Annotated in this window: 17 protein-coding genes and 1 pseudogene; 9 read left to right on the top strand and 9 right to left on the bottom strand. The window is 62.2% G+C overall.

Annotation, left to right across the window (positions count from 1 at the left end; all coding sequences use genetic code 11):
- Positions 1-8: 8 nt before the first annotated feature.
- Positions 9-617, bottom strand: a complete 609-nt coding sequence (locus tag V5N12_RS03205; protein ID WP_332897711.1) for an MBL fold metallo-hydrolase — start codon at positions 615-617, stop codon at positions 9-11.
- Positions 618-779: 162 nt separating this feature from the next.
- Here V5N12_RS03205 and V5N12_RS03200 point away from each other — a divergent pair, with 162 nt between their 5' ends.
- Genes V5N12_RS03200 through hisH form a run of 4 tightly spaced genes read left to right on the top strand, consistent with a single transcriptional unit; the run spans position 780 to position 2,836 of the window.
- Positions 780-956: a DUF5786 family protein gene (locus V5N12_RS03200; protein WP_332897710.1), complete on the top strand. Its 177-nt coding sequence runs from the start codon at positions 780-782 to the stop codon at positions 954-956.
- Complete coding sequence (locus tag V5N12_RS03195; protein WP_332897709.1) at positions 953-1,504, top strand: endonuclease dU; 552 nt, start codon at positions 953-955, stop codon at positions 1,502-1,504. Before V5N12_RS03200 ends, V5N12_RS03195 begins: the two co-directional genes overlap by 4 nt.
- 26 nt (positions 1,505-1,530) lie before the next feature.
- The gene (locus V5N12_RS03190; RefSeq protein WP_332897708.1) at positions 1,531-2,118 is read left to right on the top strand and encodes a uracil-DNA glycosylase; all 588 of its coding nucleotides are present in this window, start codon (positions 1,531-1,533) and stop codon (positions 2,116-2,118) included.
- Between the two features lie 58 nt (positions 2,119-2,176).
- Complete coding sequence (gene hisH, locus V5N12_RS03185; RefSeq protein WP_332897707.1) at positions 2,177-2,836, top strand: imidazole glycerol phosphate synthase subunit HisH; 660 nt, start codon at positions 2,177-2,179, stop codon at positions 2,834-2,836.
- Here hisH and V5N12_RS03180 read toward each other — a convergent pair whose 3' ends face one another.
- On the bottom strand, positions 2,837-3,184 hold the full coding sequence (locus tag V5N12_RS03180) for a hypothetical protein (RefSeq protein ID WP_332897706.1): 348 nt from the start codon (positions 3,182-3,184) through the stop codon (positions 2,837-2,839).
- A gap of 46 nt (positions 3,185-3,230) precedes the next feature.
- Positions 3,231-3,731 (bottom strand): HPP family protein, encoded by a 501-nt coding sequence (locus V5N12_RS03175; protein ID WP_332897705.1) that lies wholly within the window; start codon positions 3,729-3,731, stop codon positions 3,231-3,233.
- Between the two features lie 86 nt (positions 3,732-3,817).
- Here V5N12_RS03175 and V5N12_RS03170 point away from each other — a divergent pair, with 86 nt between their 5' ends.
- The 4 genes from V5N12_RS03170 to V5N12_RS03155 all read left to right on the top strand — a co-directional run bounded on the left by V5N12_RS03170 (position 3,818) and on the right by V5N12_RS03155 (position 7,952).
- Positions 3,818-4,930 carry a tRNA (guanine(26)-N(2))-dimethyltransferase gene (locus V5N12_RS03170; protein ID WP_332897704.1) on the top strand — a complete coding sequence of 371 codons (1,113 nt, stop codon included), beginning with the start codon at positions 3,818-3,820 and terminating at the stop codon, positions 4,928-4,930.
- A 68-nt stretch (positions 4,931-4,998) separates the two neighbouring features.
- Positions 4,999-5,796 carry a YihY/virulence factor BrkB family protein gene (locus V5N12_RS03165; RefSeq protein WP_332897703.1) on the top strand — a complete coding sequence of 266 codons (798 nt, stop codon included), beginning with the start codon at positions 4,999-5,001 and terminating at the stop codon, positions 5,794-5,796.
- Positions 5,797-5,817: 21 nt separating this feature from the next.
- On the top strand, positions 5,818-7,065 hold the full coding sequence (locus V5N12_RS03160; protein ID WP_332897702.1) for a YhjD/YihY/BrkB family envelope integrity protein: 1,248 nt from the start codon (positions 5,818-5,820) through the stop codon (positions 7,063-7,065).
- Entirely contained in the window at positions 7,062-7,952 is an 891-nt protein-coding gene (locus V5N12_RS03155; protein WP_332897701.1) for a phosphatase PAP2 family protein, read from the top strand. Before V5N12_RS03160 ends, V5N12_RS03155 begins: the two co-directional genes overlap by 4 nt.
- Before the next feature lie 20 nt (positions 7,953-7,972).
- On the opposite strand, the gene glnA is transcribed toward V5N12_RS03155, so the two are convergent.
- Entirely contained in the window at positions 7,973-9,346 is a 1,374-nt protein-coding gene (glnA, locus tag V5N12_RS03150; protein ID WP_332897700.1) for a type I glutamate--ammonia ligase, read from the bottom strand.
- 113 nt (positions 9,347-9,459) lie between these two features.
- Between glnA and lrp the strand changes: the two genes are divergently transcribed.
- The gene (gene lrp, locus V5N12_RS03145; protein WP_332897699.1) at positions 9,460-9,930 is read left to right on the top strand and encodes an HTH-type transcriptional regulator Lrp; all 471 of its coding nucleotides are present in this window, start codon (positions 9,460-9,462) and stop codon (positions 9,928-9,930) included.
- Between the two features lie 221 nt (positions 9,931-10,151).
- Here lrp and thsA read toward each other — a convergent pair whose 3' ends face one another.
- The 5 genes and pseudogenes from thsA to rio1 form a co-directional block, all read right to left on the bottom strand.
- Complete coding sequence (gene thsA, locus V5N12_RS03140; protein ID WP_332900066.1) at positions 10,152-11,816, bottom strand: thermosome subunit alpha; 1,665 nt, start codon at positions 11,814-11,816, stop codon at positions 10,152-10,154.
- 133 nt (positions 11,817-11,949) lie between these two features.
- Positions 11,950-12,498, bottom strand: coding sequence for a KH domain-containing protein (locus V5N12_RS03135; RefSeq protein WP_332897698.1), 549 nt, complete (start codon positions 12,496-12,498; stop codon positions 11,950-11,952).
- Positions 12,499-12,551: 53 nt separating this feature from the next.
- Positions 12,552-13,790 (bottom strand): MFS transporter, encoded by a 1,239-nt coding sequence (locus V5N12_RS03130; RefSeq protein ID WP_332897697.1) that lies wholly within the window; start codon positions 13,788-13,790, stop codon positions 12,552-12,554.
- Between the two features lie 94 nt (positions 13,791-13,884).
- Positions 13,885-14,742: an ArsR/SmtB family transcription factor gene (locus V5N12_RS03125; protein ID WP_332897696.1), complete on the bottom strand. Its 858-nt coding sequence runs from the start codon at positions 14,740-14,742 to the stop codon at positions 13,885-13,887.
- Positions 14,711-15,626: pseudogene (gene rio1, locus V5N12_RS03120) on the bottom strand (serine/threonine-protein kinase Rio1). The gene V5N12_RS03125 and the pseudogene rio1 overlap by 32 nt, the downstream one beginning before the upstream one ends.
- Between the last annotated feature and the right edge of the window lie 29 nt (positions 15,627-15,655).

Raw genomic sequence — 15,655 nt, 5'->3', positions numbered from 1 at the left:
CGGCGCGGTTATTCGGGGTACTTCGACTTGCGCTGTTCTGCCCGAGAGAGCGCCGTCTCGATGACATCGCGCACGTCGCCGTGGAACTCGTCGCCGTGGCCCGAGTACATGTGTTCGACGCCTTCGGGGAGGCGCTCGAGAATCTCTTTGATGCTCTCGATGAGGCGTTCTCGCGACTGGCCGGGCATGTCCGTGCGCCCGAAGCTGCCGTAGTCGAAGGCGGCGTCGTTGTGAACGACCACGTCGCCAGAGAAGATGGTCGAATTGCTCACGAGAGAGATGTGGTCTGCAGCGTGACCCGGCGTGTAGATAGCCTCGAACGACTCGTCGCCAATTTCGACGGTCTCGCCGTCGTCTAAGTGGTGGGTTCGCAGGTCGTGTTCGCCGTAGGCGTAACACTCACAGTCGAACGCGGAGAGAACTTCGTCCAGCTTTGCGACGTGGTCGCCGTGCTGGTGGGTGAGCACGACCGCATCGAGGTGGTCTGTGTGCTCGCGGACGGCTTCTACGACGCCATCCATCGCACCTGCGTCGACGAGCACCGTCCGCTCACCGATGACGAGGTAGACGTTAGAGGTGAACGCCTCTGCGTCTTCGGTGATATTGATAACGTGCATACAAACCCGTGGACCCGGGGGTTCTTGAGGCTACCGGGGGAGGCAAGTGAGAGACGCGACGGCTTTCGTCACGAAAGAGGATTGTTCGACAGCGCGAACAGAGTTGTTCAGAATACAACAGTTGTCGTGGCCTTTTTCCGCGTGAATCCACAATGGTCCAGTATGGGATTTGGGAGCTACGATGAAACCGAGCAGTCACGACAAGAGGTTGATAGTGACGAAGAAGCTGGTGAAGCTGTAGCGACCAGCGATGCACACCACAATGGAAGCATCGACTACGAAAACGGCGCGTCTTCGGACGAACTGCTCGACCGGTTACAGGAAATAAAGGAGCAGTGAAACAGGGCGTGCGGGCGCTCGGCATCGCCGAGTCGTTCCGCAATGAGCGAAGTACGCTGGCTGGCGTCGTCACACGCGCCAGCTGCGTCGTCGACGGCTTTTCTTTCGAGACGTGTACGGTCGGCGGCCTCGACGCCACAGAAGCACTCTGTACCCTCTACAAGCGCCTCGACCGCGAAGACGTACGCTACGTCATGATTTCCGGCATCGCACTCGCATGGTACAACCTCGTGGACTTACACCGGGTGCACGAGGAAACCGGGCGACCGGTCATCTCGGTGACCTACGAAGCCAGCGACGGACTTGAGCAGGGCCTCCGAGACGCCTTCTCGGGCGACGAGTTAGCGACGCGCATGGCAATCTACGACGCCCAACCGCCGCGCCACGAACTCTCAGTGGGCACGGAGACGGTGTGGGTGCGGTCGGTCGGCTGTTCCCCCGAGGAAGCCGCCGAAGTCGTCCGCGGGTTCACGCCCGAAGGCGGGCGGCCAGAACCGCTCCGGGTGGCCAGACTCGCGGCGCGGGCGGCCGACGAGTGGGAGAATTAAGTAGCCCGCTCGCCCAGAGTCTGCCAATGGGAAAAATGGACGGCCTCACCGTCACCGAGTGTACGAAGTGCCCCGACCTCGTGGAGTGTCGGTCGCAAATCGTGAACGGTGTTGGCCCGGCGGACGCGGACATTCTGTTCGTGGGCGAAGGCCCCGGCGCACAGGAAGACGAACAGGGCGAACCCTTCGTCGGACGGAGCGGAACCGTCCTCTCTGACACGCTCCGCGACGTGGGCTTAGAACGCGATATCGTCCGTATCACCAACTGCGTGCGGTGTCGCCCGCCGGACAATCGCAACCCTCGCAAAGCGGAACTCGCAAACTGCCGCGAGTATTTAGAGACAGAAATCGACCGCGTTGACCCCGAACTCGTCGTCACGCTCGGGAAAGTTCCCTCAGAACACCTCTTGGGGCGGTCGGTCGCGGTGACGAGCGAGGCCGGGAGTCTTGTGGACAAAACCATCGCCGGAAAGCCCCGACGCATCCTCATTTCGGTACATCCGGCGGCGACGTTGTACGACCGCAGCCAGACCGACACCTTCGTCGAGACGCTCACGAAGGCCGCGGAGTTCACCACCGACACGGGCGGGCAAAAACGCCTCGGCGACTTCTGACGAGCGCAGAACCCACCGCAACGGAAAGCGACTTGTTCTGCACCGCGAACCTTCACGTATGAGCCAGCGCGCCCCACAGCAGACGGCGATGGCGGACATCGTCGTCGTGGACTACGGTCTTGGCAACCTCAGAAGCGTCACCCGCGGGCTAGAACGCGCCGGGGCGGCGGTCGAAATCACCGACGACCCCGACCGGTTTGCCGACGCAGACGGCATCGTCCTCCCCGGCGTCGGCGCGTTCCGCGAGGGTGTCGAGAACGCAGGCCCCTACCGCGAGGCACTCCGCGCCGCCGCAGACCGCGGCCAGCCCGTCTTCGGGATTTGTCTCGGGATGCAGATGCTCCTGACCGCAAGCGAGGAAGCAGACCGCGCCGGACAGGGCGAGGTGACCGGCCTCGACTTCATCCCCGGAAACAACGTTAAGTTCCGCGAGGGCCAGAAGGTTCCCCACATGGGCTGGAACCAACTCACCGTGAAACGCGACCATCCACTCGTGGAAGGCGTCGATGGAGAGTACGCCTACTTCGTCCACTCGTACTACGCCGTCCCCGACGACGAGGACGCGGTTGTGGCGACCGCCGACTACGGCATCGAGTTCCCCGCCATCATCGCAAACGAAGCGGGCAACGTCTTCGGCACGCAGTTCCACCCCGAGAAGAGCGGAGAGGCGGGCCTCCGCATCCTCAAAAACTTCGTGGACATCTGCATCGCAGACTGATTACAGAAATTCGCGCACGTCCGAATACCACATGTCGTGGTCGTCCACCATGTCGATACGGCGGGCGATTTCTGCGGCGAGGACGTGCCAGCAGAGTTGTTCTGGGTCGGCTTTATCGAGGTTGAACGCCGCGTCCTGACACTCGCAAGCGCGCCCCTCGATTACGTACTCGTCTTCATGGCCGACGACGACGGTGAAGTCGCGGTACTGTTTGACTCTGAGTTCCGAGACGGCTTCGATGGCACGCACCCCGCGCGAGCCGTGTATCGAAATAATGCGGTCGACGATGGGCGGAGCGAGTGCTCCGGACTCTGCTAAATCGGCCTGCCACCGTTCGACCGCGTTCACGAGGTTCCCTACGGGTCGCGCACCAAAAACCCATGCGATGGCCGGGTTAGGTCTGGCTCGTCGTGCGTGCGTCGACCCAGCCGACAGACCGCGTGAAAACGAGGTGTGTCGCCACGAGCACCGCGACGCTCACCACCATGAGCGCGGCTTCTTCAGGCGAGGAAAGCACACCAAGCGAGACGATGAGGGTCGTCGCACACGCCGGGGCATGGACGGTGTCGGTTTCGAACATCCCGATGCTCGTGAGGACAATCGACAGAATCGCGCTTGCGACGAGCTGTCCCCCCGCGAGCGACGCCGGAGCAAAGGTGGCCGTGATGGTGACGCCGCCTGCGAGAAGCATATAGGAGACGAGGCCGGACAGCGCGCCGACGAGGTGGCCACCGACGACGCGACGGGGCGAGAGCGTGTCATCATCGGCCGCGAGCATGAACGCGGAGGGACCGAGACTCGGGAAGATGAACGGGTTGCCGGACGCCCACGCGAGCGCGGCAAGGACGCTGAACAGCACCCCCGCGTACAGACTCGTCTGGACGGTCCGGCCCATAGCCGTGCTCACAGGTGGAGGAAGAAAATCCTGTTCACTCGTCCCGAGAGCGTGTCCCTTTTCGTCCACCACCGGCGAGAACAGATATGCACGTCCGGGAAGGGGACATCGAGGTCGCCGTACCAGAACAGTCAGGCGACTCGATAGAGGACGCCGTGTTCTTCAATCCAAATCAGGAGTTGAACCGTGACATCACCATCGCCGTCCTCAGAGCCTACGCCGAGCGAAACGAGTACGCGAGTTCCTACTTAGACGCCACCGCAGCGAGCGGGATTCGCGGCGTCCGCGCGGCGAACGACGGCTGGGAGGTCACCTGCTGTGACGTAGACGATGACGCCGTCGCGCTCTGTGAGGAAAACTTCGCGCGAAACGACCTCACGGGAACCGCCGTCCGTCGAAACGCGAACGCACTGATGCACGAGGAACGCTTCGACGTCGTGGACATAGACCCGTTCGGGACGCCCACGCCCTTTGCAGACGCCGCGTTCAACAGCGCGCGAAATCTCGTCTGCGTGACCGCGACCGACACCGCCCCGCTCTGTGGCGCACACTTCAACTCCGGCGTCCGCAAGTACTCTGCGGTGCCGCGAAACACCGACTACCACGCCGAGATGGGGCTGCGCATCCTCCTCTCGATGCTCGCTCGCACCGCCGCCCGCTACGACGTGGGCGTCACCCCCATCCTGAGCCACGTCACCCGCCACTACGTCCGCGTGTATCTCGAATGCAGCCCCCGCGCCACGGACGCGAACCACGCCGTCGATGAACTTGGCTACGTCCACCACTGCAACGAGTGCATGCACCGCGAGTGGGAGCAGGGCCTCATCGCCCACCCACCCGAAGCATGCCCGAACTGCGAGACGGGCATGGTGAGCGCAGGCCCGGTCTGGCTCGGAACCATCCGCGACCCACACTTCACCGCGGCCGTCCGCGACCACCTCAGCGAGGAGATGGGGCGAGCGAAAAAAGCCGAACGCATGCTCGCAATCGTCGAAGACGAACTCAACGTTCCCTTCCACTTCGACCAACACAAAGTCTGCAAGCAGTGGGGCGTTTCGGCACCCGCGATGGACGACTTCCTCGACGTACTCCGTGAGGCTGGCTACGACGCGCGACGAGCACACTACGGTGGCACCACCTTCCACACCGACGCGACGATTGCGGAAATCGAGCAGGCCGCCCGCGAGCAGTTTAGCTGAACTGTCAAGAATCGCAGAGTGTGGCCACAACCCTTGAAAGGTCCCATCGGTAACGGAGTATCTATCGAATGGCCGCCCTCCACACGGTGAAAGCAGTCGTGACCGTGGCGAAAGAAAAACAGTTGAACGTCAAAGCCGCGAGTCTCGCCTACTTCGCCGTCGCCTCGTTCATCCCATTCGCGCTCCTCTGTATCATCGCGCTCACGAAGTGGGGTGGCGACGGCTTCGCCGCCTTTGTCATCGAAAGCGTCCTCTCGAAGCCGCTCCCGGCACAGTCAGAACAGATTCGGTCGATGGTGATGAACGCCGCGGGGCGCACACGGGCAACGGCACTCTCCGGCATCGTTCTCTTTTGGTCGTCGCTCCGGCTGTTTCGCGGACTCGATTCGGTGTTCGTCGAACTCTACGGCGACCGCGAAAAACACGGCATTGCAGACCGCATCCAGAACATCACGCTCGCGTTCATCACCGTGACCGGCGCGGTCGCGCTCATCCTCGGAATGGGGTTCGCCCTCGCGGTTCACTTCGACGCCGCGTTCTGGCGGTATCTCGGCCCGCTGCTCCTCGTCCCCGGACTCACGCTCGTGTTCCTCCCACTGTTTCACATCTTCCCGAAGGGGACGGTTCCACTGGGTGAGGCGCTCCCCGGCGCGCTCATGGCCGCCGTGTCGTGGGCGCTGTTGTTCCTCGTGTTTCGCCTCTACATCACGACCATCGGGCAGGCACGACTCTACAGTGCGGCGGGAATCGCCCTCGTCGTGCTGACGTGGCTGTATCTCGGCGCGATCTTTCTCCTCCTTGGCGTGGTGTACAACGCCGTGACCAACGGCCACGTCGAACCAGAGCGGCCACCGAGTTTTTTGTAGTCGTTGACGAATTGACGAACTGTGAATCAACGCGCCGAAACCATTGCTACCACTGGGAAGGCCATCGTCCGCGAGGCACAAGACCAGCAGATTACGTTTCTGGCAGCCAGCCTCGCCTACTACGCCTTTATCTCGCTCATCCCGTTGCTGTTGCTCACGCTCGCCCTCGGGTCGCTGTTCGGTGGAGAGACATTCAGCGAAGCCATCGTCGGTGCGCTCTCGGGGATGCTCTCTACGGACGGTGAAGCCCTCATCACCGCCGCGCTCACCGGCGCGGCCGGACGGGGGGGCGCGACCATCATCGGCATTGGCTTCCTGCTGTGGAGCGGCCTCAAAATCTTTCGCGCCCTCGACATCGCCTTTTCGAGCGTCTACGACAGCGCGCTGCCCGACTCCATCGTCGCACAAGTGAAAAACGGGCTCGTGACGCTCATCGCGGTCGCGGGCGGCCTTATACTCACCGCCGCCGTCGGCGCGGCAATCGCGTTCACCGGCCTGCCCGTCCTCCAGCTCGTCGGCCCGTTCGCGCTCGTCATCGTCCTCGCGGTGGCGTTCGTGCCGCTGTACTACTTTTTGCCCGCGGGAGACGTTTCACTCCGTGAAGCACTGCCAGGGGCGGTGTTTGCCGCGGTTGGCTGGACCGTCCTCCAGACCGGCTTTCGCATCTACGCCGGGCAAGCAGAGCAGTTTCAGGCCTACGGCATCATCGGCGCGGTGTTGTTGCTCGTGACGCTGTTCTATCTCGGGAGCATCGTCTTGCTCGCTGGGGCGGTCATCAACGCCGTTCTCGCCGGGCGAACCGGCGCACCGAAAGACCGGCAGTTACACAAAGGCGGCCCACGACGTGACAAGCGACAACCTGCGAGCATGACCGACGAACGCGACGACACAAAGACGGCCTCCGAATCGGTTTCCGACGAGCTTGCCGCGCTTCGCGCGGACTTAGAAGCGTTCGAGGAGGAAATCGAACAGCGGACGGTCACGCGCGACGAAGTCGAAGGCGATCTCGAGCGCTACGTTCGCGGCCGAATGCGCCGCGGCCACGCCCGCGGCTGGGGCCCGTATCTCGTGTTGCTCTACGGCACCGTCATGACCCTCGGAGCGTTTTTCTACCTCTCCGGTGGCTGGGCCATCCTCGCGATGCTCGTCGTCTGGCTCTCGACGCTCGGCCTCTACGTCGTGATGCTCGGCGTCGGCCTCGTCGGGAACGCGGTCAACGTCCCCGGCCGGGTGCGTGACCGCTACAGCGCGTGGCGACAAGACAGATGACGAGAGGCTTTGGCGAACTCGACTTTCTGCGTGCCCTCATCCCCGAGGTACTGATACCACTGTTCGCGCTGGTCACCCAACTCGGTGACCTCTGGTTTTACTTCGTCGTCCTCTCCGTGCTCTACTGGCTCGGGCCTCGAACCCCGCTCTGGCGCGACGGCGTCGACCGAGAGAAGATGGCCTACGTCATTGCACTCACACTCGGCGCGCTCTCGCTCACCCTCGCGCTCAAAGGGCTGTTCGCCCTGCCGCGCCCACCCGCGCCGGACGTCGTGCCCGGCAGCCAGTTCATCCCACAGACCTACCACGCCGCCTACGAGTGGCTCGCGGTCTCTGACGGCTACGGCTTCCCGAGCGGCCACGCCCTTGGCTCGACCGTCGTCTGGGGCGGTCTCGCGCTCACCCTCACCGTGAGTACGTTTCGCCGCCGACTCGCAACCGCGGCGGGCATCGTTGCGCTCATCTCGCTGTCGCGGCTCATCCTCGGCGTTCACTACTTAGTGGACATCCTCGCCGGAATCACCCTCGGGGCGGCCTACCTCCTCATAGAACGGCGCATCACGGGCGAAGACCCGCGACTCGCCTTCTGGATTGCCGCCGGATTTGCGGCCATCGCGTTCGTGACAACTGGGTTCGGGGTCGAAGGAGCCGCCGCGCTCGGAGCCACAGTCGGCGGCGTGTTCACCTGGCAGGCCGTCTCGCCACGACTCGACCGCACGCCGACCAGACGCGAAGCCTACATCACCGCCGTCATCGGGCTGCCCGTCCTCGGCCTCTTGCTCGCGCTCACGACGACCGTGTCGGAGATACTGGTTGCCTCGCTCCTCGGCAACGCCGCCGTCATCGCGGGACTGTTGGCGCTGCCGCTCGTGAGTAATCGCCAGTAAAAAACCGGTGGATTTCGGCCTTAGAACGTTTCGAGGTAGCGGTCGAGTTCCCACTCGCTGACGGAGATGCGGTAGTCGTCGTACTCCTGAGTTTTCGCCTGAACGAACTTCTCGTAGACGTGCTCGCCAAGGGCCTCCTGGACGAGTTCGTCTTCTTTGAGTGCGTCGAGGGCTTCACCGAGGTTGGATGGGAGCGTCTCGATGCCGTACTCTGCGCGTTTATCGGCGTCAAACTCGTAGATGTTCTCGCGGACTGGGTCGGGCGCTTCGAGGCCTTTCTCGATGCCGTCGAGACCGGCGTGGATGAGCGCGGCGAACGCGAGGTACGGGTTGCACGATGGGTCTGGGAAGCGCGCTTCGATGCGGCTTGCAGCCGGAACGCGGGCGGCAGGCCGACGGATGAGCGCAGAGCGGTTGCGGTCAGACCACGCGACGTACACTGGGGCTTCGTAGCCGGGAACGAGGCGCTTGTATGAGTTAACCGTCGGGTTGCAGACGGCCGTGACCGCAGGCGCGTGTTCGAGGATGCCTGCGAGGAACTGCTTTGCCGTCTCTGAGAGGCTGAACTCGTCGTCGCCGTCGTGGAACGCGTTCTCGCCGTCAGAGGTGAACAGCGACAGGTGCGTGTGCATCCCAGAGCCGTTGATTTTGGCGATTGGCTTTGGCATGAACGTCGCGTGGTAGCCGTGTTCTGCGGCGATGGCACGGACGACCATGCGGAAGGTTGCGACGTTGTCGGCCGTGGTGAGCGCGTCGTCGTACTCGAAGTTGATTTCGTGCTGGCCTTCTGCGACCTCGTGGTGGCTGGCTTCGATTTCGAAGCCCATGGACTCTAAGCCGTAGATGATGTCGCGGCGAACGTCAGAGGCGAGGTCTTTTGGGGCAACGTCGAAGTAGCCACCAGCGTCGTTGGTGATCGTCGTTGCGCGGCCGTTCTCGTCCTCTTCGAACAGGAAGAACTCCGGTTCTGGCGCGGCGTTTACCTCATAGCCCATCTCCTCTGCACGGGCGATTGCCTGCTTCAGCACGTAGCGTGGGTCACCCTCGAACGGCTCGTTGTTCGAGGTGTTGACGACGTCGCACATGAGGCGGCCGGAGGCGCTGTCTTCGGTGTTGCGCCATGGGAGAATCGCAAACGTTGCTGGGTCGGGCTTGAGCCGCATGTCCGATTCCTGAATGCGTACGAATCCCTCAATGGAGGAACCGTCGAAATAGATGCCTTCGGTAAATGCCTTCTCCGCCTGCGAGGCGGGGACGGCGACGTTCTTCACAGTGCCGAGAATGTCAGTGAACTGGAGGCGAAGGAAATCAACATTGTTTTCCTCGATTTTGTCCACAACAGCCTGTGCTTCTGCCGAAAGACCGCCATCAGTGGCAATATTTTCGTTTGTCATCTTTCTCTTACACGCCTTCGGACTACCTCAATCATTAAAACACTAATGGTCGGTGCAAGTCTCTGATTTGCGTCCAAAATTGGATATTCGTAAAATTCTAATGGGAGGAGGAAGTGGTAGAGAATATGACGTACGAAAACCTCGACAGCAAACTCATCAACGCGCTGCTCGAAGATGGCCGCGCCAGTCTTCGCAGCCTCGCAGACGAACTCGACGTGTCCGTGACAACTGTCTCAAATCACCTGAAGAACTTAGAACAAGAGGGTGTCATCACCGGCTACACCCCAATAGTCAGCTACGACAAGCTCGGCTACGGCGTCACCGCAGTCATCCAGCTCAAGGTCGAAGGCTCGGCACTTCCCGACATCACCGAACAGCTTCGCACCCACCGCCAGATGGTGTCGGTCTACGAAGTCACCGGCGACCACGACATCATCGCGATTGGCAAGTTCAAGGACACAGACGACATGAACAAGCAAATCAAGGCGCTGCTCGTCGAACCCGAAATCAAAGAGTCGAACACGAGCGTCGTGCTGAACGCCGCCGCAGAGCACGAGCAGTTCGACTTAGAAATCGAAGAATAACCACCGAAACCAGGCACCGAGCACGGCGATTTCGCGTGACGTTTTTTCACAGAGGCAGAAAATATCCACGCCGAGAGCGGCGTTTTTGCAAATACGCAACATCGAAATCGAGGAGCGATGGACGCTCCGCTCGCGGGTGAGCAGCAAAAAATCGGCGTTTGGTTTCGCAGCGATACTGGACGTGGGTTGAGGTGGGTGTATGGTGTTCCTTTGAGGGGAGCTTACATTGCGCCGCCCATGCCGCCCATACCGCCCATGCCACCCATGCCGCCGCCCATGCCGCCCATGTCCATGTCGTCATCGTCGTCATCGACCTGGCCACCGGAGAGGTCGCCAGCCGCGATGACGTCGTCGATGCGGAGGATCATGACTGCGGCTTCGGTTGCGGATTCGATAGCTTGGGTTTTGACGCGGAGTGGCTCAACGACGCCTTCGGCTTCCATGTCGATGATGTCGCCGGTGTAGGCGTCGAGGCCCGTCGTCGTCTCGCCTGCGTCGTGCTTCGAGCGAAGGTTGACGAGGCTGTCGATTGGGTCGAGGCCAGCGTTCTCTGCGAGGGTGCGTGGAATCACGTCGATGGCGTCTGCGAACGCTTCGACGGCGAGCTGCTCGCGGCCACCAACGGAGTCGGCGTAGTCGCGAAGACCGAGGGCGAGTTCCGTCTCCGGTGCTGCGCCGCCGGGCAGGACTTTGCCGTCTTCGAGCGTGACGCGGACGACGCCGAGGGAGTCCTCGATTGCGCGCTCGACTTCGTCGACGACGTGCTCGGTGCCGCCGCGGAGGATGAGCGTGACGGACTTTGCTTCTTTGACGTCCTCGACGAAGATGCGGTCTTTGCCGCCAACGTCGCGCTCTGCGACGGAGCCAGCGAAGCCGAGGTCTGCTTCCTCGATGTCGTCAAGGTTGGAGACGACGCGAGCGCCCGTTGCGCGGGCGAGGCGTTTGATGTCGGACTTCTTGACGCGCCGGGCGGCGAGGATGCCTTCCTTTGCGAGGTAGTGCTGGGCCATGTCGTCGATGCCCTTCTGGCAGAAGACGACGTCAGCGCCGACGGCTTTGAGCTTGTCGACCATCTCCTTCAGCTGTTTTTCCTCTTGGTCGAGGAACTGCTGGAGCTGGTCTGGGTCGGTGACGTTGACTTCGGCGTCGATTTCCGTCTCCTTGATTTCGAGCGCCTGGTCGAGAACGGCGACGTTCGCGTCTTCGACGGCGTACGGCATGTTGTCGTGGACGCGGGTCTTCGAGATGATGACGCCTTCGACGAGTTCGGATTCGTCGATGGAGCCGCCGACGACCTTCTCGACTTTGATGTTGTCCGTGTCGATGCCGTCTTCGTCAGCGACGGCGCGGACGGCGTCGACGACGAGCGAAGAGAGCGTGTCCTTAGCGCTCTCTGCGCCCTTGCCGGTCATCGCGGTCGCGGCGATTTGGGTGAGAATCTCCTCGTCGTCTGGGGAGACGTCGATGGCGATGTTCTCTAAGATTTCCTTGGACTTGGCTGCGGCCTGACGGTACCCCTGTGCGAGGGTCGTCGCGTGGATGTCCTGTTCTAAGAGGTCTTCTGCCTGCTGGAGCAGGCCGCCCGTGATGACGACGGCGGTCGTCGTCCCGTCACCGACTTCGTCCTCTTGGGTCTGGGCGACTTCGACGATCATGTTCGCCGCAGGGTGCTCGATGTCCATCTCCTTGAGGATGGTCACACCGTCGTTCGTGACGACGACCGACCCCATGGAGTCGACGAGCATTTTGTCCATCCCTTTCGGGCCGAGCGTGGTGCGTACCGCTTCGGCGACCGCCTTGCCGGCGGTGATGTTCATCGACTGCGCATCGCGACCGGATGTGCGCTGGCTATCCTCTGAAAGTACAATGAGGGGCTGGTTGCCCATTCGCTGAGCCATAATCAGTCAGCAGATTGAATGCGATTCTATATAAATCTGTTGGCAGCCAGTTGAGAAAACGTGACACAGAGCCACCGCCAGCGGGTGTGAGAACGACTGACAAACGACAGTTTATATACTGTTAGCCGGAGAAGCGGTGGAACTCCATGCCCTCGGTTTTGAGTTCGTTGTGGGCGCGTTCTAAGTAGGAGTAGACGGTGCCGTGGGGCGCGCCATCTAAGAGCATTTCTGCGGCTTTGCGGGCGACTTCGACCTGTTTTGGCGTGCCGATGATACCGAGGGTCGAGCCGTAGATGGTGACCGCCGCACCGGACAGTTCGGACATCAGTTGCCGGGTGCGACCGCCTTCACCGATGAGGCGGCCCTTCTGACGTTTCATGTCGTTTTTGTTGCGGCTGTGAGCGTCGATGTCGATGAGGTCGAACATCATCATGTCGTCGTTGAGCAGGGAGAGCGCCGCGTCCGGGGAGAACCCCCGGCCGATAGCGCGCACCACATCGGGGCCTATGAGGCCGGTGATGGGATCGCCAACCGACTCGACTTTCACAGAGCCAGACTCCGAGTCGATGTCGAGGCGTACCTCCGCACGCTCCTCGATTTCGCGCATGGTCGCACCGCCTTCACCGATAAGGACGCCAATGCGGTCTTGCGGAATCTTTACGTGTTGCATGGCGGACTCTACTTTCTCACGCAGTTTTAAGCCTTCGCACACGGCCGAAGCGCTCACTCAGCGCCCGCTGTGACGCCGAACTCCACGTCCCCAATCGGCCCCAACCGACGGAGCGTCGGGAGGGCGGTCACGTAGAACGCGACGAACAAGAACGACGCGCCCGTTGCAAGCATGACCGGCTGGGTGCCGTACACGTCAGCCGCCGCCCCACCGAGCAGCGCCCCGAGCGGCGTCGCCACCGTGGCCATGCTCGTGAGCACCGAGGTGACCCGCCCGACGAGACGCTCTGGCATCCCCGTCTGGACGAGCGTCATGATAAGCACGTTCGTCGCGCCGATGGGCACGGAGGCGAGCGCGATGAGCGCGACGGTCAGCGAGAGCGAGGGCGCGAGAATCGCCGCCACCCAGAGTGCCCCGGAGACAGCGTAGCTTACGACCAAGAGGCGGCCAATCGGGAAGTGATCGACCGACGACGCCGCAATCGCGCCGACGAGCATCCCCCCAGAAAGCGAGGCGAGCAAGAAACCGTAGGCCGCAGAGTCGCCGAGGGTGTCGGCGTACGCCGGAAACACCGCGAACGCCCCGCCGAAGGCGAAGTTCGCCACGACTGCACCCACGATGAGCATGAACAGGGGCGAGTTGCGAAGCGCTGCGATACCCTCGCGCAAGTCGGTGAGGTAGTTCTGGACGGGCGAGCCCGTCGTCTCAGTCGTGTCCTCCGCAGGCGGCACGCGAACGGAAAAAAAGAGCAACGCTGCGGCCGCGAACGTCACCGAATCTGCGAGAAACAGCGCAACAGCGCCGAAGAAGGCGACGATGAGGCCGCCAACGGCGTTGAACACGAAGTCCACACCCTGATAGGCAAACGAGAACGCCGAGTTCGCCGCCACCAGTTCGTCGTCAGCGACGAGCCGCGGCAGCGCGACGATTTGGGCGGGATACACCAACTGGTTGAGCGCAGAGAGGATGGGCATCACCACGAGCACGAACCAGACCGTGAGGTGGCCGGTGTAGTGGGCGAGCGGGATGGCGAGCACGAGAACGCCTTGAATCACTTGCGTCGTGACGAGCACGCGGCGAATCGACAGCCGATCGACGAGCGGCCCCGCGAGAAACTGAAACGCCCCCGGAAGAAGGGTGAGAAAGCCTGCGAGACCCGTGTAGAAGGACGACCCCGTGAGCGAGTAGACGAGCCACATCGCCGCGATATAGTAGAGGCTGTCGCCCGCATTCGTGATGAGCCGCCCGGCCATGAGCCGGAGAAATGGCCCATTTCGAGAGAGCGAGTGCATGGCTGCAGTGACGCAGAAAGCGGCCATAAATGATTGCAGAATATCACTTCTGTCGCGTGCGTTGCAGAAGCGATATTCTGTAAGAGTGGAGAGACTATGCGCGGTGTTCGTCGGTAATCGAAAGCGAGTCATCGACGGTGACCGTGAGCGTGCCATCCTCGACGTGGCCCGTGGCGCGCAGGCGGAGCGGGTCGGTCGAAACGGTTTCGACGGCCGTGTCTTTGAGCCACTGAAGACGCCACGTCGGTTCGGCAGTTGGCGACACGCCGTGGTCGTGGTGGAACGCAATCACCGCCGGGTTGAACAAGAGCGCCTCTGGAACCGTCATATAGACGGCTTCATCACAGCGCTTACAGCCGAATCGTGCCATCCGGTCATCGGTGCCACGGGCGTCAACGTCGAGCAAGACTTCGGGCGTGGTCCGTCCCTCACAGGAGAGACAGAAGCCATCGACCGCACTGCGGGCTTTCGAGCGCAGCCAGCGGTCGAACACGAGCGGATACTCGTCGCGCTCGTACCCGTCAAACACGCCCGGTGGAACGGCACCGTCTAAGCTGGTTCGCTCGCAGGCCGCACAAATGACCGACGCGCGTTCGTTCTCGTAGGCGAATTCGAGCGCGCCGCCACACGCCGGGCACGGGTCGGGCAGGGTGAACGGGCCAACTGACGAAGCGTGTTCGTACGCCCCGGCGTGAATCGCGCCAACAACGTGCGACCCGGCGTAGCGCAGGCGATAGCCGGTTTCGACTTTGTCGATGAACACACCCGTGAGCTTTCCGAGGTGGTAGTTGAACTGGCCGGAGTCGCGCATGCCTACGCGTTCGCGGAGGTCGGAAAATGACAACGGACCGTCTCGTGTATCTGCGAGCGCACGGAGGATGGCGACGCGCGTCTCGTTGCCGAGCAGCGCGAACGCCTCGTCAGGGCCGACGTCCTCCACAGATTCGTTCATGACGGGGAAACGTCACTCTCCGATAACTGCGTTTCGCTGGGTCAGGCGTCCTGCCCGGTGACGTGAGCGAGCAGCGAATCAGTGTCGGTATCGATGCCCTGTCGGGCGAAAAAGTTCGCAATGTTGCGACAGTCGCGGGTGAGGAAGTCGCGGTAGTTCGGGTGGTGGACAGTGACCGCTTGGCCGAGGTCGATGACCGTGAGTTCGCCCTCGTGGACGATGATGTTGTACTCAGAGAGGTCGCCGTGGACGAGGCCCGCGTCGTAGAGTCGGCGCATGTATTCGCGGACGACGTCGAAGGCGGTTTCGGGATTCTCGATGTGTACCTCACCGAGGCGGCGGGCGCGGTCCTCGCCCTGCCCCAAGTACTCCATGACGAGGACGTTTCGCTCGGTGGCGATTGGCTCTGGGACGCGGACGCCGGCCTTCTTCGCGCGTTTGAGGTTCGCGAACTCCTTTTTGACCCACGCCATCACGACCTGTCGTTTGCGGTTGCCAATCCCCTCGAAGCGCGGGTCGCCTTCTAAGTAGTCGCGCATCTGGCGGAAGTTGCTCGTGTTGATGAGGTACACCTTCACGGCGACTTCGCCGTCGGGGCCGTCTGCGAGGTAGACGTTCGCCTCTTTGCCAGTCGAAATCGGCCCACCAAACGCGTCGATGTAGCCGTCTTGGACGAGTTTGTAGAGCGCCGCGAGCGTCGCGTCGTCGAACACCGCTGCCTCGACCTTGAACTGTTCTGTGTCCTTCAATCGAATGGCGAACTCCTCGAAGTCGCGGTCGTGGCTCTTTGCGATGCGGTCTGCCTCGCTATCGGGGACGTCGATTTCCTCCCATTCGTCGGCGTCTTCCATCTCGGTGTCTACGAGGCCGTAGTCATCGCTCATCTACGGGAGCGTAAGGTGTCTACGCCTAA

The organism is Haladaptatus sp. CMSO5 (assembly GCF_036689885.1).
Classification (GTDB): domain Archaea; phylum Halobacteriota; class Halobacteria; order Halobacteriales; family Halococcaceae; genus QDMS2.
This window is presented reverse-complemented; position numbering and strand designations above follow the sequence as displayed.